The following is a 21039-nucleotide window of genomic DNA, read 5'->3' as shown; positions in this document are numbered from 1 at the left end:
ACATATAAGTTTGATATATATAAAATAAAAGTAAAGTAAGCTTTACATTTGGAAGGATATAATGAATTATGGAAAGCAAGCTTTACTTTTAAGCTGAAGGAAGGAGCTTATATTTTGAAAAATAGATTGGAAGAAATAAGAAAGCAAAATAAAGTAACTCAAGAAGAATTAGCAACTGCACTGGAAGTTTCAAGACAAACGATAGGTTCTTTAGAAAATGGAAGATATAATCCATCAATAATTTTAGCATTTAAAATTGCAAGATATTTTAATATGGCAATTGAAGAAATTTTTATTTATGAGGAGGAAGACGGGAATGAAGATTAAACAAGATGAAAAATTAAATAAAGTTATGGTTCTCTTTGGGATAATTATATTAATAGTAGGCCTAATAATACTATCAGCAGGTCTATCTAGTGATGTTTGGGATAGAGCATCAAGTTTATGTACAGGATTAGGATTTGGAGCAATTTGTGGAGGATTAGGAGGATTATACGGTATTAGAAAATTGAGAAAAGATCCTGCTAAATTTAAACAAATCGAAGTTGAAAGAAAAGATGAAAGAAATACGTTTATAAAATGTAAAGCAAAAGCAATGTCAGGGGAAATAATCAATTGGATGGTTATTATAATTGCTTATGTATGTATAGTAATGAACTCTCCATCTTGGACTACAATGTCATTGCTAGCAATATTTATTTTAAAATATATATTTGAAATAATTTTAGCAAATCAATACGCTAAAAAGTTTTAGATTTTATATAATAATATTATTAAAAAGGCCCTTAGAATACACTTAATTGGATTCTAAGGGCTTTAAATTTAGCTAATAAAATAACTTATATTGGGAAAAATACCAATATAGTTTAGGTGTACTTATCATTACATAATAAAAAATTCAAATAAAATATATCTTTGTAAAGTGATTGTTAAATTAACTAAATTAATTGAATATTAACAATTTTCATGTTAATATTTTTATAAGGGCTATATGAAAATAAGTTTCATTCCTGATATTGTAGTTTACAAAATTATTTATTATGAATATATAATATTGTACATTAAATTTAATAAGCTTAGCGGAAGGAAGTGAGGTATTTGAATGTATTCACAGAAAAATTAAAAGAGGTTTTACTTTCAGTTATCCCAATTATCATTATAGTAATGTTATTAAATTTCACTCTAACTCCACTTGAGACGCCACTTTTACTTAGGTTTGGAATTGGATCAATATTTATAATTTTAGGATTAGCAGTTTTTTTAATTGGAGTTGAAATAGGCATTACTCCTTTATCAAATCTTATAGGATCAAGCATTGCTAAGATAAATAAATTATGGGTAGTAATTATCGCTGGACTAATACTTGGATTTTTTATTTGTATTGCAGAGCCAGATTTATTAGTTTTTTCAAATCAAGTCGATTTAGTCACATCAGGGCAGGTATCTAGTTCAACTATTGTTATAGCTGTATCTATAGGATTAGCTATAATGCTTTCATTTGGATTAGCAAGAGTTGTTTATAATATTCCTCTATACAAGATTTTAACAGTATTATATTTAATTATTTTCCTTATTGCATTATTTACAGAACCCGCATTTTTGGCAATAGCGTTCGATGCTTCAGGTGCAACCACAGGGGCACTTGCAGTCCCATTCATTTTAGCTCTTTCTATAGGAGTTTCTACATTAAAGAAAGACAGTAAGTCCTCCGAAAAAGACAGCTTTGGATTAGTTGCTATAGCATCTATTGGAGCTATAATCTCTGTTATGATCTTAAGTATTTTTTCTAAGAACAGTGGATTCTCATCGGATATTAGTCTAGATATGTCCGAAACAACATCTATATTAGGTCCATTTATTAACTTAATTCCACATACTATAAAGGAGAGTTTTATAGCTCTATTACCATTGATTATTATGTTTTTAATACTACAGAAAATATCATTTAAATTAAGTATAAAAGCTTTTAATAAAATATTTAAAGGATTTATTTACACTTTAATAGGTCTAGTATTATTTTTAGTTGGGGTAAATGCTGGATTTATGGATGTTGGAAATACAATTGGATACAATATTGGAGCTTTAAATAATAATTTTTATATTATAGCAGTTGGATTTATTCTTGGTCTAGTTACAATCTTAGCAGAGCCTGCGGTATATGTGCTAACACATCAAATTGAAGATGTTACGAGTGGTTATGTTAACAGAAAGTCAGTGTTGATAGCTCTTTCTTTAGGTGTTGGGGTCGCGATAGCTCTTTCTATGATAAGAATTTTGATTCCACAAATTCAACTATGGCATTATATTCTGCCGGGATATGCAATTTGTATTGCTATGACTTACTTTGTTCCTAAACTATTTGTTGGTATGGCATTTGATGCAGGAGGAGTTGCTACAGGCCCAATGACTGCAACATTTATTTTAGCCTTTACTCACGGAGTTGCTGAATCAATTGAAGGAGCAAATGTACTAATAGATGGTTTTGGAATGATAGCAATGGTAGCTATGACTCCAATAATAACCTTGCAAATATTAGGATTAATTTTTAAGTTGAAATCTAAAAAAGGAGGGAGCCTAGAAGATGAACAACAAATTTAATAGTATTGAACTAGAGTTAATTTGTGTAATAGTAAATTTTAATTTAGGAAGTAAAGTTTTAAAACATGCAAAACAGCATGGGATAACAGGCGGTACTATTTTTTTAGGGAAAGGAACTATTAAAAATCCTATTTTAGAGTTTTTAGAGTTGGCTGAATCTAGAAAAGAAATTATATTGATGGCATCTGATAAGGATACATCCTATAATGCTTTAGAACAACTCAATAAAAAGTTTTGTTTTCATAAGCAAAATCATGGAATAGCCTTTAGTACTTCTCTAACTGATATAATAGATGCTCATTATTCAAATAGCTATAAAAAAACTGAAGAAAGTAGAGGTGTTGAAAGTCCAATGTACAATCTTATTTATACTGTCGTAGACAGGGGAAAAGGTGAATTTGTAGTGAAAGCTGCAAATAAGGCAGGATCTAGGGGAGCTACGATTATAAATGGTAGAGGATCGGGTATACATGAAACTAGTAAAGTGTTTGCTATGGAAATAGAACCGGAAAAAGAAATTGTATTAATAATATCACCAAGTAATTTAACAGATTCAATAGTATCTTCAATTAGAGATGAACTTAAAATTAATGAACCAGGCAATGGTATAATTTTTGTTCAAGATGTAAATAAAGCATATGGCTTATATTAGTTTTTAAGGTTATTTTAAGGTTACTAATTTATATTATACTTATCCGAATAAGCAAAGTACTACTAATGAGGAAAATAAATTAAAAATATGCCAAGATTAATATGAACCTAATCATGAAGTTTCAAGTAAATCTAATATCTTTTAAAATAAAAATCTTGACTATATTTTCAAAAACTTTGCTAAAAAGCCCTTACTATTAAATTAGTAAGGGCTTTTTAGCAAAGTTTAAATGTATTGATGTTAAATTTTACTTAAGAAGCAATTGTATTACAGTTGAAGATGTTACTATAACAAGACCGATAATTATTTCATATGGCAATAACTTAAACCTTTCTTTAATTTCCATAGAAACACTCCTTGAGCTTGCGTGAAATAATGCGCCATGAGGTAAATGTTCAAATACACAAGCACCTGCATTGACCATTGCAGCGCCTGCTACTCCAGATAATCCAGAACTTAGGATTGCACTAGAAAATGTAGATGATGCTACTGTTGCACCTCCGGTAGTAGATGCTGTAGCTAGTGACATAACAATTCCAGAAATAGGTGCAAGTAAAACCTGAGGGATACTCAGCATAGCAAGGAGCTCTGTTGTACTATGTTGTAAGTTTGACATCTGTATAATACCAACTAATGTTCCTGTACCTAGTAACAAAATACATACACCTTGCATTTTTTCAACTCCATATGATAGATACTGTTTTGTTTTATGTACACTCTTAGTAGCCAATATACTGACAACAGCGCCTGCAGGCAAAGCTACAAGTGGATCTACAACTATAGTAGATACATTCCCTAAAAATAGTAATATTATTGATACAATAGGACCTATTAGTGAAGCAAACAAACTAGGCAAATTCTCATCTTCATCTAATTTTATCTCTATTTCAACTTTACTACCTTTGTTAATCAACATATTCGCAAGTATAGTAGTAATAATTACTCCAAATATAGCTGGTATTACATTTGCAAGCATAACACTAGATAAGTCAACGTTAAAATTACTTGCTGCTGCTAATGTATTTGGGTTAGGAGATATAATATTACCAGCTTTACCTCCACCAAGTGCTGCAAGCAGTATTGCTAGTTTAGAGTATCCAAGTTTATTTCCCATAGCCATTCCTATTGGCCCGACAGTAAGGACTACTACGTCTAAGTCAACACCAACCCCTGCCAAGATCATAGAAGATAGAACTATTCCAAGTATTGCTTTTTTTAAGCCTAGTAATCTAATAATTTCTTCTGAAATTTTATCAACTGCTCCTGTTTTTATAAGTGTTGCTGCTAAGAATCCTGATGTCATAACTCTAAGTATTGCAGGAGCCATAGACTTCCCACCATCAGCCATATACGTTATGGTATCCACTAAATTTGAACCACCTATTAAACCCCCAACTAAAGCTCCAAATACCAAACAGTAAAATGGTTCAAACCTTTTTATAATGAGTATAATTGCAACTAATAACCCAATGATTGCTCCAGTAGTTGTTATTGGCACAACCATCACTCCCCTCTATAATGTTTACACCTCTTGATGTTTATATTGATTGTATATAATTTAAGTAATTGTGTCAAATATAATTTAATTAATTAAATGTGATTTAACTTTGTTTGTGAAAAATATCTATGTTATAATTAAAATCATTAAGTTAAAAATTATAATATTTGAAATAAATTTATTGGAGGTATTAATGTCTGAAATAAATATAGGTGAAAAAATATCACAGATAAGAAAAAGTAAAGACCTAAGTGTACGTGATTTATCAAAATTATGTGGAGTTACTGCTTCTATGCTAAGTCAGATAGAAAGAGGAATCGCAAATCCATCTGTGAACTCTTTAAAATCTATTGCATCTGCACTTAACGTTCCATTATTTACATTTTTCACATCAGAAGTTTCTAAAAAAGATATGATAGTTAGAAAAGAAAATAGAAAAAAAGTAATACTTCCTGGAAGTGATGATGTTGTTTATGATGTATTAGCTCCTGATCTTACTAGTGATTTAGAGTTTGCAATTATGAGTCTATCTCCTGGATCGGTATCTAGCAGTGAAAATATTCAACACAAAGGGTATGAAATTGCATACTTGCTAGAGGGTGAAGTAGATTTATATTTAGATGATGAAAAGTTTATATTATATCAAGGTGATAGTGTTAAGACTCCAGCAGGAGTAAAGCATCGTTGGGAAAATACATCAAATTCAAATGCAAAAGTAATTTTTGCTGTTATACTTTAATTTCTTAGCCAATATAACAAAAGACAACTACACTATCATGCAGTTGTCTTTTGTTATATTTAATCTTATATATATAATAGTTTAATATAAATATCTAATTAGTTCTTAATGGTTTTATATCCGCAATTGACTAAAATATCTTGTCCTTTTTGACTAAAAAGATAATCTTCAAACTTTTTAGCCTCATCAGGGACTTTACTATCTTTTATAACTGCTACAGGATAAACTATAGGGGAATGAGTACTTTCCTTTGTTGTTTCTACAATTTTTATATTATCTACACCTAGAGTATCACTGTAGTAAACAAAACCTGCTTGTGTATTTTCAGATTGAGTCCATGCCAAAACTTGTTTAACATCTTTTGCAAAGACTAACTTATCCTTTACCTTATCTGCTAAATTTAAGTTAGTAAGCACTTCTGATGCGTATTTTCCTGCAGGAACACTTTCAGGCTCTCCAACGCCTAGCTTTTTAACCTTATCAGTTGTTAAATCATTTATAGATGATATATCACTGTTTTTTGGAGCTATTAAAACCAAGTCATTTTTTACTAAGTTTTTATATGTATTTTCTTCTAGTAATTTTTTTTCGTCTAGTTCTTTAATTTGTTTTTCACCTGCAGATATAAATACATCACAAGGAGCACCTTGTTCTATTTGCTTTTGTAACGATCCAGATCCACCAAAGTTAACGACTAAATCAACATTTGGATTACTTTTTTCATAGTCTTTTTCTATCTTTTCCATCGCTTCTTTTAAACTAGCAGCTGCAGAAATACTTAAAGTTACTTTTTCAGACAAATCTTCTTTTTTAGGTGTTTTTGAACTACACCCAACTAAAAATAAACTACTTACTAAACATAATGATAATAATTTTTTACTTAATCTCATAATATCCTCCCAATACTTAAACAATAGATCAACACTGGTATTTTACCACAAAAAGGAGCTTGATTCGATTATTTTCGATTTTCTGTAAAGTATTTTAAGAAATATATATGTATTTAAAATATCAAAAACTTTAAGTTTATTTTAAGGTTTAGAGGTTATACTAAACTTGTCCACACAAAAGAAGCATTAAAGTCAGAATACAGGAATTTGAAAAAATACTGTACTCACTTAATAACATTTTTATTATGATTTAAGAGCACTTACATATGTAAGTGCTCTTTTGCTTTAAATTAGATATTTAAGCTATTTAACTATTATATTTATAAAACTTGTAGTGAATATGTAAAAATTTAATAGCTATTGAATTTACTAGAATCTTTAAAAAATGCTAAATCTAAAAAGTTAAAACCAAATGATCCACTAAAAGATATTATTAAGATTCTCCATATATCAAATTTATTAAAAATTATAGATAATACAAATAAGATTAAAAAATTAAATAAGAAAAATTTAGAAAAACCAATAATCCTTTTTCTTGATTCTGTTTTATTTAAGTTCTTTAGTTGTAAAATAGCTACTACAATTACATAAAATGTACACAACAAAAAACTTACGATGTAAAGAGCAATGAACTTGTTAATAATCCAAGCATCAAGTGCATTAGCAAAAGACAAAGCTAATATTAATAAAATAGTTAAAATTGATATTATGCTTAGTAAAATTTTATTTAATTTAATTAGTTTATAATTCATTATGACTTCCTCGACTTTTAAAAATTTATAAATATATTAACATGTCCTCTTATGGTAAATGAGTGAGTTGGACTAAAATGGGCGTATTTAGGAGTGAAAACTAAGATTTAAACAATAAAAAAGCCAATATAGATATATATACTGGCTTTTTTAGAATATATAATTTTTAAAGGCCTAGGTCATCGCTTATGTCTCTCATAGCATTAAGCGATAATTCTGCAAACTCTGGAAATGGAATTCCAAGTTCCTCTATACTTTTCATTGCTTCTCTATTAGCACCAGCGGCAAATCTTAGTTCTTTCATTCTTTTAGTTATAGACTTTACTTTCACACTAGATATTTTTTTATCTGGATAAACTAATGTTATAGCTGTTATAAATCCTGTTATTGGATCTGCTGCGTAAATTGCTTTATCCATTAATGAAATTCTTTCTGTACCATTATCGTTATTGTGAGCCATAATAGCATGGTGAATATCTTGATTACCTATATTCTCTTGTTTTAATATATCTATAGCAAGAATTCCATGTTTTTTCATATCTTCTGGATTGTTTTTGCAGTCTAGTAAATCTGAATCAATGTCATGTAATAGTCCTGCTATTGCCCAATCTTCCTCATTTTTAGGATCTAATTTTTTAGCCAATGATCTCATAACAGCCTCAACTGCATACGAATGTTTTATTAAGTGCTCAGATTTTAAATTTTTAGCCAATATATCCATACTTTTTTCTCTCATAGATTCTATCTCCTTTATATTGTTTATTTTATTTGCAAAGATTTTATAGATTGGATAAAATCTTTAATTAACTCCATAGAAACTCTGAATTTCACGATATCATAATAGTAACTTGTTCTACATAAACTAGGTATTTACCTTTAAAAAATAGATAGATTAATTAATTAATGTATATTGATTAAGTGCATATTTTTTGATATAGTAATAAACTATAATAAAAGTTTAATAAATTTAGTTTTATAGGGTTCCGCAGTTAAAATTTATAACTGGTCTGGTCCGAGATAAAACGCACAGTTTTCTGTGTTCACGGAAGGACAAAAGCCTGGGAGATATTTTTTTATATCTCCCGGGCTTTTTTACGTTTTACTAATAAACTTTTATTTAAAACTTTAAGGAGAGTGGTAATTATGAAATGGTTAGTGTTAGTAATTGCAGGTATATTTGAAGTATGGTGGGCTGTAGGACTTAAATATTCAGAAGGGTTTACAAAGTTAGTTCCAAGTGTTTTAACTGTGATAGGGATGATAGCTAGTTTTTACTTCTTATCATTAGCATTAAAAGAGCTACCATTAGGAACAGCTTATGCTATTTGGACAGGAATAGGGACTATTGGTACTGTTATTTTAGGTGTGTTTTTATTTAAAGAGCCTATTGATTTTGTTCGATTAGTTTGTATTGGGTTTATAGTAGCAGGAATAATAGGCCTAAAACTAGTATCTCAACATTAACAAACAAATAAAATAAGCTATTAGAGCATTAATGAGATGTGAATTATTAAAAAAAGGCATAATAGTCTATTTGATTAGACTATTATGCCTTTAAACTTACTTTAGATTCTAGTAGAATTTTACGTATATCATTGTTTTAATAAATTAGTAATTTCTCCTAAATGATATACATTTAATACATGAAGAGCTCTTGTACAACAAGTGTAAAGAAGTAATCTTTCATCCTCACTATTATAATTTTTATTACTAGCATCGTATATAAAAACAACATCAAACTCAAGACCCTTAGCCAAATATGAAGGTATTACTGTTACTCCGTTTGTATAATAATCATCATCTTTTTCTATAGAACTTACATCGATACTATTTTCTTTCAAAAAGTTATATAAAACTTTAGTTTCACGAGCTGTTTTAGTAATAATTCCTATAGATTTGTAATTCTTTTCTGAATAAGACGTTATATCTTCAACCAGTTTTTCATTCATAGAAAGTTTATCTGAGAAAGAAACGATAATAGGATCATCACCGTGTCTTTCTACGCACTCATCATCTATATTTTCACTTAGAAGATTTCTTGAAAATTTAGTGATTTCCATAGTTGAACGATAGCTCTTTGTTAGGTTTATTATGCAAGTGTCATTTTGGGATATATTATAAATGTTGTTATAGTTTCCGACATTCATAAATGGATTAATTGATTGATTTATATCCCCTAATATAGTCATGTTAGCAGATTTAAAAAGTTGATAAAAAATTTCATACTGCAATGGAGTGTAATCTTGTGCCTCATCTATAATTACGTACTTAATTTGAGAAGTAGTTGGAATATCCCCAAGAGCTCCTTTTAAGTATAAAAGTGCAACCTGATCTTCGTAATTAAGTATCTTTGCATTTAAATTATCTATTGTGTAAGTTTTTATATGATTTATAAAATTATCATCATATTCAACATTTATTTCATTTAAAAATGTATTTAAATTTTTAAATAGATCTTTGTAAATTTCAATTAAATTAAATTCTGTCATTTTATAAATAGAATCATATACATCTCTTAAATTTTCTTTTACAATTAGCGTACTTTTTTCTATCATTTCTTCTTTTTGTATAAAGTCTCCAGATTTAAAAAGTTCTTCATATATTTCGTCAATCCAAGATTGTTCATATGGTTCAATAAGGAATATAATTCTTGATTTAATTTTTTCTAATCTTCTTTTAATTGGAAGGTTTGAATAATCATTAAAAAATAGATTTTTTATATCTTCAGAGGAAATTATTAACTTGCCCCTTACAACAATATCTTTAAAACTTCTATCTACTGTTTCTACGTAACTTATATATTGTTTTAAAATTTCAACAAATTCTACAGATGTTTTAAATTTTATATTTTTGATTCTATCTTGATATGTTAATTTTTCATTAGAATCAAGTATATACTCCATCATTTCTGAAGGTGATTCTTTCTTAAATTCAGGCCCTAATTCTTTATGCATATAATCTTTAAAGGTTGTTTGATACATATTATCTTCACCAAGTTGAGGTAATACATTTGAAATATAATCATTGAAGATATTATTTGGAGAAAATATTATTATATTTTGAGGTGTTATTTTATCTCTATATTTATATAATAGATATGCAATTCTATGGAGTGCAACAGAAGTTTTTCCACTTCCAGCAGCCCCTTGAACAATTAGGTTTTTATAATTTTCGTTACGAATTACTTGATTTTGCTCTCTCTGAATAGTTGTAACTATACCTTTCATCTTATCATCAGCATTCTTACTTAGAAGTTCTTGTAACATTTCATCATCAATACTTAGATTACTATCGAACATATACTCAATTTTACCATTATTGATTTTATACTGTCTTTTACCAGTGATTTCTCCAGATATTGTACCTTCTGGACATTCATAACTGGCTTGTCCAGTTTCATAGTCATAAAACATACTTGAAATAGGTGCTCTCCAGTCATACACAAGAAAATCATAATCCTCATCAACAAGATTTGATAATCCAATATAACACTTTTGAGTATCTGATTCGTTATCTTCAACAAAGTCGATTCGACCGAAATAAGGAGATTCAAGCATTCTTTCATACTTTTCTTCAAGTTTTTGGGTAAATTCATGACTTCTTTTTTGATTTTTCATAATATCCATGAATGACATAAAATCTGAAAGTTGATCTAATCCATTTTCTATAGAAACAGATCCTAAATCACTCCAGAGTTCTCTTTGTGTTTCTATAGCATCTTTTTTAAATCTATCTTTAGCACTACGTTTTTCATCAAGTTGTTTCTTAGCCTCAGTAAGAACTCTTTGTAACCATTCGTTTTCAAGATTCAATTCATAATTATTTAGACTCATAATATACCCTCCTTGATTATATAAATTAGCTTGTTTAATTTGCTCTATAAATTATATAGGAATGAGGGGATATTCATAGTCTTAAAAAATTTAGTTATTTATGGTATAATTATAGTAGAGAGAGTGATACTAGCCTCTTTGATAATGAAAATGTAGTTTAAATCATTATAAAAAACACACTCAAAAATGTCTAGTAAAAAAGCCATTATAGTCCTTTATTAGGATTATAATGGCTTTTAATTTATTGTATTAATTATTAAAATTCAAATATAAACAACTTTTCAATTGGAGTATTTAATTCTTTTGATATCCTCATTGCCAGTTCAAGAGAAGGGTTGTATTTAGCATTTTCTAAACGAGCTATAGTCTCTCGTCTAACACTAACTTTATTAGCTAGTTCTTCTTGAGTTAATTCATTAAATTGACGATACTTTTTTAAATTACTAATAAACTTTGTCATAGATTTAAACCCCAACATCAAATCTATAAGTTAAAAATGCCCATAAATTTGCTGCTAGTGCAAATGAAATGGATAATATTAATAGTTGAAGTCTATAAAGTGTTAATATATCCACTGTATATAGTCTAATTAATACACTTGCAACTATTGCTAAGGGAAGGCAGACTCTAAGGGCTATATAACCTGCCTTATGCTTATTACAAATAAAGCGCTCGTCTTCACAATCCCCTAACTTATACCACCAGATATTACCTAAAAATGAAAAGAATCCAAAGTATAGAAAATCTAATGGATCACCATTTAAGCCATTAAATCCTTGTAAGCCAAACAAACAAAATAGAAATGAATATTTATTTATATATTTCATAAATTAATCCCCCTTGATAATGTGATATATTTATATCTTTATATTACATATATATCACGTTAACTTTGAGATTATTACTTAAAACTGAAAAAGATAACCAACTATAAAATTAAATAAAAATATTTCAACTTTTAATTTTATAGATATGTGCAATTTTAATATATAGATTAAACAATTATGAACTATATTATGAAGTTTAGAAACTTACTTAGCATTTGAAAATGAATTTTCCAAGTAATATTTTAGTTTGGTATTACTGTTTGCAATAAACAAAAAAGGCAATAGAATCGATTCTATTGCCTTTTCATTGAAATATATATGGTTATTTACTATTTGCGATTTTAAAATGCCTATAACTTGATTTTATGAAAATAAGTTATGCAATTAAAAGTTTTCTCCAGATGGAAGTACTAAACATAGAATTATATATATTATTATACTGACACCACCTAGTACGAATAAAACTCTAATTAGTGTAGGGCTAATGCCTGTTAATTCTCCTATACCCCCACAAACACCACCTATCATACGGTTATTTTCTGATCTATATAATTTACATTTACTCAAAATTAACGCCTCCTTTTTTAATCTACAAAATAAAATATTGGTTTTAATATGCTACGAGCATTATTTAAAAATGTATCTTGATTTAAACTATGATCTATAATTAAACTTTTTGAAGTTACTGCAATTAAAAATATAGAAATTAGTATGAATAAACCAACTCTAAATGCAGTTCTAAATAATTTCCAAAATATAGTAAGTATCAAAAAGATTACACTCACCTCTCTCTATGCTTTACAAACACTATTATAAACATAGAATCTTAAATGAATATAAATACAACCTTAAAAAAACATTAAATAATCAAATTTTAAAATTAATTGATATGTTGGATTTTTTATATTTTACTCCGAAATTTTCATATCTGAATCCATAAGAGTAATTTTAATATATTTTTATGATAAGCTTGAATAGATATAGTAATAAGATTTATTTTAATATAAATGAAAAGGAGCTTTTTTATGTCTAAGGAAGTATGTCCAAAATGTGGAAGTTCTGAATTTGGAAAAGGGATATTAACGGGGGCTTACCTAACCCCAGAAGATAAGATATTTTCAGGAGGTAATAAGTTAATTTTGGAAGTGTGTACGGAGTGTGGCCATGTCATAGACATGACAGTAAATAATCCATATAAATTTAAGAAATAAAGTATAGTTATGGTATTAAAAAATTCAATCAACTATATAAAAAAAGTCCTGATAATCTAATAGATTAGATTTAAGGACTTTAACTTTATTTTAAATTTTATATAAAATTATTAATATTTGTAGGTAACATGTGAAACTTAATTAGAAAATTAGAATAATTACTATAAATTTTAATTTTGAATATAAAGGAATTTAGAAACTGATACTGTAATAAAAATATACAATGGATATCAATTAAAAAAGGGGGACTACGATGAAAATTGCAATAGTAGGATATAGTGGAAGTGGAAAATCTACAATGGCTAAGCAACTATCAAGTTATTATAATACTCCTGTTTTACACCTTGATACAATTCAATTCACACCAGGTTGGGTCGAGAGAGATAAGGATGAGGGTCGCGCCCTAACTAAAGAATTTATGAAGAATGAATCTTGGGTTATAGATGGTAACTATAGAGGTTTTTATCAAAGAGAAAGATTAGAACAAGCGGATAAAATAATTTTTCTAAACTTTCCTCGTAGGATATGCTTTTTTAGAGCATATAAAAGATATCTAAATAATAGAAACAAAACACGTGAAGATATGGCACAAGGATGCGAAGAAAAATTTGATTTAGAATTTGGATGGTGGATTATTCATAAAGGAAGAACAAAAGAAATAGTCAATAGATATAAGCAAATAGAAGAAGAATTTAAAGATAAAGTTATAGTTTTAAAAAGTCCAAAAGAAGTTAGGGCATTTTTAGAAAATATAACTCAGATTTAAAATGATATAAACGTATCATAAAAAAGTCATGAATATCCTAATTGCTTAGGTTTCCATGACTTTAAAATTTTATTTAGTTCTCGTTATTTATAACTAAAGTATCTCTATAAGGGAAAATCTTTATTTCTGTAGAATTTAAATCTTCCTTATTCATATCTATAGCACTTATCTGATTATTATTGTATGTATTGTAATAATAGATGCATTTATCTTGATTCATACAAGAAGTATATTGAGTTAGATCGTATTTACCTTCTGGAGTTTTTACAGCGCCATTTAGCATAGCGACATTGTTTAATATATGGAAAAACTCACTTACCCCACAAAACTCTATATCTGAAGACTCTAAGCTAGATTTATAGAAAGCAGCTCTTATAAATCTAGATGCAGATGAAAAATCACCAGGGATTCCAAACATACCTAGACCTTGAGATTGAGGAGATAAATTTAGTCTACTCCATTTAGTATTCTGAGGTTGATCAGCATTTAAACCCATATACTGAATTAGGTTTGTTGTATGCCAATTAAAAGTTGGTGCATTTGTTAACACTCCTACTTCATTATCATAGATGCTTAACTTTTCTTTTGTATTCTCAATAACCAAGCAATTGCCGCTTTTATCAGAAACAATCCAATGAAGTGTTGGTAATGGTGTAGATGAATTTAACTGTCTATTTACTAGGTTTATATTTTCTAGTTCAGGTTTTAAATCTTCTATAGTCTCGAAATTTGATAATATCCATAGTATTAAATCATATGGAGGTAAATTATTTTTTCCATCTATTAAATTATCTGAATGATATGCAAATCCAGGAAAATTTAAACCTGCGCAAGCTAATCCTTTTTCATTCATTGCTTCAGCAAATAATGGATGATTATCTATTATCGTTGCCATACCCATAACTGCATATTTTGTAGAGTTAGTTTCATTAGTTGCTACGTTTTTATATTCAAAATTCCTAGGAACAAGATGAACAGCTTGATTAAAGTTGTACTCTATATCCATATTTCTTCCAAATAAATGTTGCCCGTCTTTTGTTTTTAATGTTAGTGCTGTACACATTTTTTACACTCCCTTTTTATCGTATAAACTAGTTTAAATATATTTATATTGTTTACCCTATTGATTGATAAATAAACCTAGAATAAAGTTTTTATTTACTCATTTTAAATCACTCCATTTGAATTAATAACAAAATTAAACTGCTTACGTAAATTAAAAATAATATTGTTAATCAGCTTAAGAACAATTATACAAAAACAGTAGATAGATAAATTTAAATTGGATTAATATAGATTTATTTTGGAGTGAGATTTATAATTTTAAATATATAACTAAATGCTTTTTTAGTAGTTTAGGAGAATCTTAAGGGGAGGGATACTTATAAATAACTATAAATTTAAATTTGATACTAAGCAAAAAATAATAGAAATTATAAACTTATCATTATTAATTTTTATGATAGCATATCTAATCATTAACTGGAATAATATAGGTGATAATGTAGCATCCCATTATAATTCAGTTGGGCAGATTGATTCATGGGGAAGTAAAAGTAGTTTAATAACACTCCCTATAATTGCAATTATAGTAAATATATCTATGAGCGGAGTATTATTTTGTCCACAAGCATTAAATGTTCCAGTAAAAATAACTGAAGAAAATTATGTTAAGGTTTATGATTTAACGAGAGATTTGATGAATTTTGCTAAGATAGCAATTAATATTTCATTTTTATACATTACTCTTATGTCTGCAAATAGTAAATCTTTAGGAGTTTGGTTTTTGCCGGCTTGTTTAATTTTAATATTTGTTCCAATTGTTATATATTATATAAAAATAAGAAAATTATAGAAAAAATACTTTAACATTTTATGGTATAATAAAAATCAGGAATTGAAATCTATAGAGTGGTGTTCCATTAAACTTTCTAGCCTACTTCTAAAAGGAAGGAGGTGAGAAGTATGGAACTAAAGATAATTGTTAGTGCTATAAGCACTGTATGTATTGGTCTTTTGACTAATTACATATATGACAAATTAAAAAACCACTCTAGTCGCCCAACTAAGAGTGGTATAGAACTTGATATAAAAATCAAATTCAAGCATTTCAAATAAATTAATTTGGAATATCACTCTACTGCGAATAGACTTCAATTCCTTTTTTATATTTATATTATATCACAATTCAACATCTTTTAAACTTAATTTTTAAAATAGATAATCAGGATTTAAAGATCTTTATAGTTTATAATTTTTTCTTCTCCAGATATCATATTTTTTATTTTTATTTCATTATTAACAACTTCACTTTCTCCAATAAATATTACATTATCTATATTTAATTTATTTGCGTAACTTAACTTTTTCTTTAAACTATCGTCTTCAAAATAAATACTTACGTTGTATCCTTTTTCATTTAAGTCTGACATAACTTTTCCGCTATATTCAAGTGTATCACCTATTGGTATTATTAAATAATCAGAATTAGATTTTATATTATATTTATCTATGAATCCAATTTCTTTTAAAACAAAGAATAATCTTGTTAACCCAATAGATATACCAACTCCAGGTAATATATTATTTGTGTAATTTTCAGCTAAATTATCATATCTACCACCAGAGCAAATAGATCCAAACTGTTCATTACCTATAAGGAACGTTTCAAACACACTTCCTGTATAATAATCCAATCCTCTGATTATCTTTAAATCAACTTCAAATTCATTATCTTTTACACCTAAAATTTTCAATGTAGATACAACTTTTTTTAATTCATCTAATCCTTCAGAGAAAAACTCATTTTGAATGTTTAAATTCATCAATTTATCTAATAGAATTTCGTTTGATTCTTTAAAGTTTAGTAAGTTAGTTAAGTAACTACTTTTCTCATCTCCAACAATGTCACGTAAACTATCATTAAATTATCTTTACCTATCTTATCGTATTTATCTATTAGCGTTATAACCTCTTGAACATCGTCTATTTGTAATTGAGCTAATACTCCTTTTAATATTTTTCTATTACTAATTTTAAACTTATAATCGTTTAAACCAATAGACTTAAAGGCTTTAGATGCTAAACTAATTACCCATGCATCATTGTAGACACTTAGCTTATCTTTTCCAATGACATCTACATCTAACTGATAAAATTCTCTGTATCTACCCCTTTGATTTCTTTCGCCTCTATATACTTTACCTAGCTGATATTTTTTGAAAGGAAATACTAGATCGTTATAGTGTTGTGCTACATATCTTGCAAAAGGCACTGTTAAATCAAATCGTAAAGATAAATCATTTTTTCCTTTTTCAAATCTATATACTTGCTTTTCTGTTTCACCACCACTTTTAGCAAGCAATACACTTGATTTTTCTATTATAGGCGTATCAATTGCTAAACACCCATTATTTTCATATATATTTGTTATTTTATTTAATATGTCGTTAAAAATTGCTTGATCATTAGGTAATAATTCCATGAATCCTGGTAAAATACTTGGTTTTATATAGTTGTTTTTCATATAATATCGCTCCTATTTGAATAAATTATTTTTAATATTAAAAAAGCCATGTAGGCATATATCCCACATGGCTTAATAAATTATAAATACACTTAATTTATCATTCCTAGAGATACAAGCCTACGCGAACAGACTTGTATCTGCTTAAACAGACCAAGTCTCTAGAAATGGTGATGTATTAAATTTAATCTAATAAGTGTATTCATAATAATCCTCCTAAAAAATAATTTATAAAAATGATAGTCCAATAAATAAGAAAAGTCAATAGTAATTTTTATAATCTATTCTCATTAACATGTAGACTTTAAAATTCTAAAACAAAAACTGCGAATAGAGCTATTGTTGATAGTGCAAAAAAGATTAAAGAAACTCCAGCTTTCTTTTTCCTAGATTCAATTATTTGTTTATCTGTATCACTCATGTGAGACAAATACTTCTTTCTGCCTATCAAATATAGTAATAAACCACTACTATTATTTCCACCTAGTGCAAAAAACCCCCAAGCTTTTGGATGCTTAAAACCTCTGCTTTTTGCATCAAGTTCTGTCATTTTAAAAACCTGATAAGCTAGAGTTGATGCTCCTAAGAGTGAAATAAAAACCAATACAATTAAATACCATTTCATATAAACTCTCCTTAAAATTTTTTGATTATTTGGTAAAATAATGCTGATATACTTAAAATCCCAATTGATGCAGCACCTATTATAAGATAGTTGTTACTTGAGATTACACCATTGAAAAAGATAAATAAAATAAAAAATATTATATTTATCCCAAAGGCTATTAAAAGTTTTTTATTGCTACTAACAATATTTGTGCTTTCATCCAAATGTTTTATCATCTCAGAATCTCCTTTTAGTAATTCATCTAGACTAATATTATATAAATCACTTAGTTTAATTACACTTACAATATCGGGATAAGATTTTTCATTCTCCCAATTTGATATAGTCTGCCTAGAAACTTGTATTTCCTCTGCTACTTTTTCTTGAGTTAACTTAGACTCTAGTCTTGATTTTTTTAATTTATTTCCAATTTCCATAATACTTCTCCCTCTATCAAAATCTTGTCATATTTAAGTAAATTCGTCTATCAAAATACCTTTACATAGTATGTTTTACAATGTCAAAATTATTTTACATGGCTAACTTCCAACGTTTTTTAAATTTACAATAATTAAATTATAACAGATAGCAAAAAAGACCTTAAAATCTAGTAATTTAGATTTAAAGTCCAATATGTTTGTAAAATAAACCTAATGGTACATATCAAGTTTAATATAGCAAGTTAAGTCATTTTCATCTTTATTATTTTTATATTTTATTGGAACATAACAATATTCACCTGGATAGTCTTCTAAATAAATACATTCAATTTCTAATGGAACAACTCTCATTTCAACTTCATTTTTCCAAAAATCAAAGGCTTCACTTTTTGATACCCACTGTGTATCCCATTGTTCAATAAAAAATATGACATTTTTATCTTTTAATAATTTAAAAATTTCGTCAGATCCGATATTACGTTCTTTTGTAAGACAATCAAGATTCACTTATGATTCCTCCTAAAACATTTATAGTATTTTAATTATAATTAAAATTTGTTTAAAGTGTAAGTAGTATATAAAAATGGTATAAAGTATAAGAGTAAGGTGTACACATGGGTTATAGAAATACTATAAGCTTAGGTACTTTATTAAACTTAAGAAAAATTATATAATAACTAAATTGTTATATATTAAGGGGAATTACATATGAAAAAATTAAAAAAATATTTAATTCATATAATCCAAATTACAGTTGTAATTAGTGTTTTCTTTTTTTTGTTTTCTAATATAAATATTGATGAGAATAAAAATAAAAAGGAAGTTAAGGTAGGTCTTTATGAATATGGATCTTATTATTTCTTTGATAAAGGGTCAAAGCCTAGTGGGTATTATAATGATTTATTAAAACTTATTTCTAATAAATTAGGATTTAAATATACTTATGTTAACTGTAAAACCCAAGAAGGGTTAGATTATTTAAAAAATGGGAAAATTGATTTATTGTTTGGTTTAAGCAAAACTCCTGATAGAGAACATGATTATGTATTTACAGATCATTATATAGCAGATGAAAATTATGCTATATATGTAAATGAGAATAAAAACTGTAATGATTTAAATGAACTTAATGGTCTAAAATTTGGATATATAAAAAATGAGCAAAATAATAAATATGTTTCAAATTTGCTAAGTAAAAAAAATATACAACCGGAATTTATAAATGAAAACTCATATGAAGAAGCACAAGATGATTTAAAAGAGTCTAAAGTAGATTTTATAGTAGCTCCTATAAATAAGAATCTAGAAAGTCAAAATTTTAATAGAATTTTAGAGTTTTCTTGCGAGCCAGTATATATAGCTGGGTCTAAAGGTAATGAATCACTTATAAATCAAATTGATGAAGTTTTATCAGAAAGTAAATATGGAATTTTAATTTATAATGAGGACTTTTCAAAGAATATTTTTAAAAATAAAATCATTTTAGTATTAATTTTATTTATATTAATATTTATATATTACATCATCTTTAGAAAAACAAGAATAATACGTAAGCGAAAAGTAATAAATGAAAATTTAAGAAATGATAAGTATGTAATGTATTATCAACCAATAATAAATCCTAAAACTAATAACATTGTAGGGTTAGAGTCACTTTTAAGAATGAAAACTGAAGAAGGAATTTTAACACCAAATTACTTTTTAGAAGACATAGAAAAAAGTAATATGGTATTTGATATATCTATATGGATAATAAAGAAAGTTTTAGCAGACCATGAGAAAATAAAAACATATAGCTTTTATGAAAATAATAAATTGTATATTTCTGTTAATGTATCATTTATAGAAATTGAAGATAAAAAGTTTATAGAAGAACTTATAGCAATTAGTGAAAGACCAAATTTTGTTAGAGATTTAATTTGTCTAGAAGTTGTAGAAAAGTTCAAATCAAAAGATATATCTAAAATACAAAAAACTATATTAACTTTAAAAGAACATGGATTTTTTATAGCAATTGATGATTTTGGAGTAGAGTATTCTAATCTAGATTTATTAAATGAGATAGATGCTAAAATAATTAAACTAGATAAATATTTTATTAATGATATTAAAACAACGTTATTAAAAAGAAAAATTATTGAGTTTGTGAGTGAAATATGTAAAGTTTTAGATAAATCGATTGTATGTGAAGGTGTAGAAAATGATGAGCAATTAGAGATTATAAAGAATATAGATTATGAAAAAATATATATTCAAGGATTTTTCTATTCTAAGCCAATTACTATTGAAGAGTTAGAGCACTTTACTATAAAACAGAGTTGATAATAAATGAACTTAATTATAATTGACAGAAAAGACTATCTATTATTAATTATATATGTTACAATAGTATTTGTAGAGATACAAAAGTAAATCAAGATTAGGTCTTGATATGGTTAATAGGAGTACATTTCAATGGAAAATGGAATAGTAAAATGGTTTAACAATGAAAAAGGATTTGGTTTCATAACAGTAGATGGAGGAGAAGATGTATTCGCTCATTTCTCAGCTATACAAACTGATGGGTTTAAATCATTAGAAGAAGGTCAAAAAGTAAGCTTTAATATAGTTAAAGGTGCTAGAGGTCTTCAAGCAGAAAACATAACTATATTATAATATATATATTCATGTTAATTAAAAAGACACAAAAAAGTGTCTTTT

At 27.1% G+C, this 21039-nt stretch carries 27 protein-coding genes and 1 riboswitch; of the genes, 12 read left to right on the top strand and 15 right to left on the bottom strand.

All coding sequences use genetic code 11. The features are described from left to right. Window positions 1–114: 114 nt before the first annotated feature. The 4 genes from RWY47_RS10545 (at window position 115) to RWY47_RS10530 (ending at window position 3250) form a co-directional block, all read left to right on the top strand. Window positions 115–327, top strand: coding sequence for a helix-turn-helix transcriptional regulator (locus RWY47_RS10545; RefSeq protein ID WP_025162805.1), 213 nt, complete (start codon window positions 115–117; stop codon window positions 325–327). Then, window positions 317–754: a hypothetical protein gene (locus tag RWY47_RS10540; protein WP_150842038.1), complete on the top strand. Its 438-nt coding sequence runs from the start codon at window positions 317–319 to the stop codon at window positions 752–754. Before RWY47_RS10545 ends, RWY47_RS10540 begins: the two co-directional genes overlap by 11 nt. 344 nt (window positions 755–1098) lie before the next feature. Then, entirely contained in the window at window positions 1099–2598 is a 1500-nt protein-coding gene (locus RWY47_RS10535; RefSeq protein WP_224170758.1) for a DUF1538 domain-containing protein, read from the top strand. Then, on the top strand, window positions 2582–3250 hold the full coding sequence (locus tag RWY47_RS10530) for a P-II family nitrogen regulator (protein ID WP_053832532.1): 669 nt from the start codon (window positions 2582–2584) through the stop codon (window positions 3248–3250). Before RWY47_RS10535 ends, RWY47_RS10530 begins: the two co-directional genes overlap by 17 nt. Before the next feature lie 247 nt (window positions 3251–3497). On the opposite strand, the gene RWY47_RS10525 is transcribed toward RWY47_RS10530, so the two are convergent. Further along, entirely contained in the window at window positions 3498–4754 is a 1257-nt protein-coding gene (locus tag RWY47_RS10525) for a GntP family permease (RefSeq protein WP_167402762.1), read from the bottom strand. Window positions 4755–4941: 187 nt separating this feature from the next. Between RWY47_RS10525 and RWY47_RS10520 the strand changes: the two genes are divergently transcribed. Continuing rightward, window positions 4942–5487, top strand: coding sequence for a cupin domain-containing protein (locus tag RWY47_RS10520; RefSeq protein WP_021428863.1), 546 nt, complete (start codon window positions 4942–4944; stop codon window positions 5485–5487). Window positions 5488–5585: 98 nt separating this feature from the next. Here RWY47_RS10520 and modA read toward each other — a convergent pair whose 3' ends face one another. The 3 genes from modA to RWY47_RS10505 form a co-directional block, all read right to left on the bottom strand. Next, window positions 5586–6377, bottom strand: coding sequence for a molybdate ABC transporter substrate-binding protein (gene modA, locus RWY47_RS10515; RefSeq protein ID WP_035118932.1), 792 nt, complete (start codon window positions 6375–6377; stop codon window positions 5586–5588). A gap of 350 nt (window positions 6378–6727) precedes the next feature. After that, entirely contained in the window at window positions 6728–7129 is a 402-nt protein-coding gene (locus RWY47_RS10510) for a hypothetical protein (protein ID WP_224170759.1), read from the bottom strand. Window positions 7130–7295: 166 nt separating this feature from the next. Continuing rightward, on the bottom strand, window positions 7296–7865 hold the full coding sequence (locus RWY47_RS10505; protein WP_021428899.1) for an HD domain-containing protein: 570 nt from the start codon (window positions 7863–7865) through the stop codon (window positions 7296–7298). Between the two features lie 228 nt (window positions 7866–8093). Then, window positions 8094–8196, top strand: a riboswitch (guanidine-I (ykkC/yxkD leader). 76 nt (window positions 8197–8272) lie between these two features. Between RWY47_RS10505 and sugE the strand changes: the two genes are divergently transcribed. Continuing rightward, a complete protein-coding gene (gene sugE, locus RWY47_RS10500) occupies window positions 8273–8593 on the top strand; it encodes a quaternary ammonium compound efflux SMR transporter SugE (RefSeq protein ID WP_021428762.1) in 321 nt (106 codons plus the stop codon). Between the two features lie 128 nt (window positions 8594–8721). On the opposite strand, the gene helD is transcribed toward sugE, so the two are convergent. The 5 genes from helD to RWY47_RS10475 all read right to left on the bottom strand — a co-directional run bounded on the left by helD (window position 8722) and on the right by RWY47_RS10475 (window position 12559). Then, window positions 8722–10962 (bottom strand): RNA polymerase recycling motor HelD, encoded by a 2241-nt coding sequence (gene helD, locus RWY47_RS10495; RefSeq protein ID WP_224170760.1) that lies wholly within the window; start codon window positions 10960–10962, stop codon window positions 8722–8724. A 256-nt stretch (window positions 10963–11218) separates the two neighbouring features. Next, window positions 11219–11422, bottom strand: a complete 204-nt coding sequence (locus tag RWY47_RS10490; protein WP_021428797.1) for a helix-turn-helix transcriptional regulator — start codon at window positions 11420–11422, stop codon at window positions 11219–11221. A gap of 4 nt (window positions 11423–11426) precedes the next feature. Next, on the bottom strand, window positions 11427–11789 hold the full coding sequence (locus RWY47_RS10485; protein WP_150842036.1) for a DUF3796 domain-containing protein: 363 nt from the start codon (window positions 11787–11789) through the stop codon (window positions 11427–11429). A 384-nt stretch (window positions 11790–12173) separates the two neighbouring features. Beyond that, entirely contained in the window at window positions 12174–12356 is a 183-nt protein-coding gene (locus tag RWY47_RS10480; RefSeq protein WP_021428839.1) for a PspC domain-containing protein, read from the bottom strand. A 17-nt stretch (window positions 12357–12373) separates the two neighbouring features. Further along, window positions 12374–12559 (bottom strand): hypothetical protein, encoded by a 186-nt coding sequence (locus tag RWY47_RS10475; protein ID WP_150842033.1) that lies wholly within the window; start codon window positions 12557–12559, stop codon window positions 12374–12376. 255 nt (window positions 12560–12814) lie between these two features. On the opposite strand from RWY47_RS10475, the gene RWY47_RS10470 reads away from it, so the two are divergent. Further along, complete coding sequence (locus tag RWY47_RS10470) at window positions 12815–13000, top strand: transcription initiation factor TFIIIB (protein ID WP_224170761.1); 186 nt, start codon at window positions 12815–12817, stop codon at window positions 12998–13000. A 253-nt stretch (window positions 13001–13253) separates the two neighbouring features. Then, the gene (locus RWY47_RS10465; RefSeq protein ID WP_195948009.1) at window positions 13254–13766 is read left to right on the top strand and encodes a DNA topology modulation protein; all 513 of its coding nucleotides are present in this window, start codon (window positions 13254–13256) and stop codon (window positions 13764–13766) included. A gap of 73 nt (window positions 13767–13839) precedes the next feature. Here RWY47_RS10465 and bsh read toward each other — a convergent pair whose 3' ends face one another. After that, window positions 13840–14829, bottom strand: a complete 990-nt coding sequence (gene bsh / locus RWY47_RS10460) for a choloylglycine hydrolase (RefSeq protein ID WP_021428719.1) — start codon at window positions 14827–14829, stop codon at window positions 13840–13842. A gap of 396 nt (window positions 14830–15225) precedes the next feature. Between bsh and RWY47_RS10455 the strand changes: the two genes are divergently transcribed. Continuing rightward, window positions 15226–15621 carry a DUF1648 domain-containing protein gene (locus tag RWY47_RS10455; RefSeq protein WP_150842029.1) on the top strand — a complete coding sequence of 132 codons (396 nt, stop codon included), beginning with the start codon at window positions 15226–15228 and terminating at the stop codon, window positions 15619–15621. A 110-nt stretch (window positions 15622–15731) separates the two neighbouring features. Next, a complete protein-coding gene (locus tag RWY47_RS10450; protein WP_156344284.1) occupies window positions 15732–15884 on the top strand; it encodes a hypothetical protein in 153 nt (50 codons plus the stop codon). 113 nt (window positions 15885–15997) lie between these two features. Here the strand turns inward: RWY47_RS10450 and RWY47_RS18095 are convergent, their stop codons facing one another. The 5 genes from RWY47_RS18095 to RWY47_RS10430 form a co-directional block, all read right to left on the bottom strand. After that, the gene (locus RWY47_RS18095; protein ID WP_332843897.1) at window positions 15998–16609 is read right to left on the bottom strand and encodes an ATP phosphoribosyltransferase regulatory subunit; all 612 of its coding nucleotides are present in this window, start codon (window positions 16607–16609) and stop codon (window positions 15998–16000) included. Window positions 16610–16641: 32 nt separating this feature from the next. Continuing rightward, window positions 16642–17292, bottom strand: a complete 651-nt coding sequence (locus RWY47_RS18090; RefSeq protein ID WP_332842075.1) for a HisS family protein — start codon at window positions 17290–17292, stop codon at window positions 16642–16644. A gap of 304 nt (window positions 17293–17596) precedes the next feature. Next, window positions 17597–17917: a hypothetical protein gene (locus RWY47_RS10440; protein ID WP_224170762.1), complete on the bottom strand. Its 321-nt coding sequence runs from the start codon at window positions 17915–17917 to the stop codon at window positions 17597–17599. A gap of 11 nt (window positions 17918–17928) precedes the next feature. After that, a complete protein-coding gene (locus RWY47_RS10435) occupies window positions 17929–18336 on the bottom strand; it encodes a helix-turn-helix transcriptional regulator (protein WP_021428716.1) in 408 nt (135 codons plus the stop codon). Between the two features lie 213 nt (window positions 18337–18549). Beyond that, complete coding sequence (locus RWY47_RS10430) at window positions 18550–18846, bottom strand: hypothetical protein (RefSeq protein WP_025162819.1); 297 nt, start codon at window positions 18844–18846, stop codon at window positions 18550–18552. A 201-nt stretch (window positions 18847–19047) separates the two neighbouring features. On the opposite strand from RWY47_RS10430, the gene RWY47_RS10425 reads away from it, so the two are divergent. Together RWY47_RS10425 and RWY47_RS10420 are read left to right on the top strand one after the other, a co-directional pair. After that, a complete protein-coding gene (locus RWY47_RS10425; protein WP_224170763.1) occupies window positions 19048–20661 on the top strand; it encodes an EAL domain-containing protein in 1614 nt (537 codons plus the stop codon). 132 nt (window positions 20662–20793) lie between these two features. Beyond that, window positions 20794–20994: a cold-shock protein gene (locus RWY47_RS10420; RefSeq protein ID WP_021428710.1), complete on the top strand. Its 201-nt coding sequence runs from the start codon at window positions 20794–20796 to the stop codon at window positions 20992–20994. The last annotated feature ends 45 nt before the right edge of the window (window positions 20995–21039 follow it).

The sequence above is a fragment of the Paraclostridium sp. MRS3W1 genome, assembly GCF_032465715.1.
GTDB classification, from domain to species: domain Bacteria; phylum Bacillota; class Clostridia; order Peptostreptococcales; family Peptostreptococcaceae; genus Paraclostridium; species Paraclostridium dentum.
The sequence above is the reverse complement of the archived record's forward strand: the minus strand, read 5'-3'. Positions and strand labels throughout refer to the sequence as shown.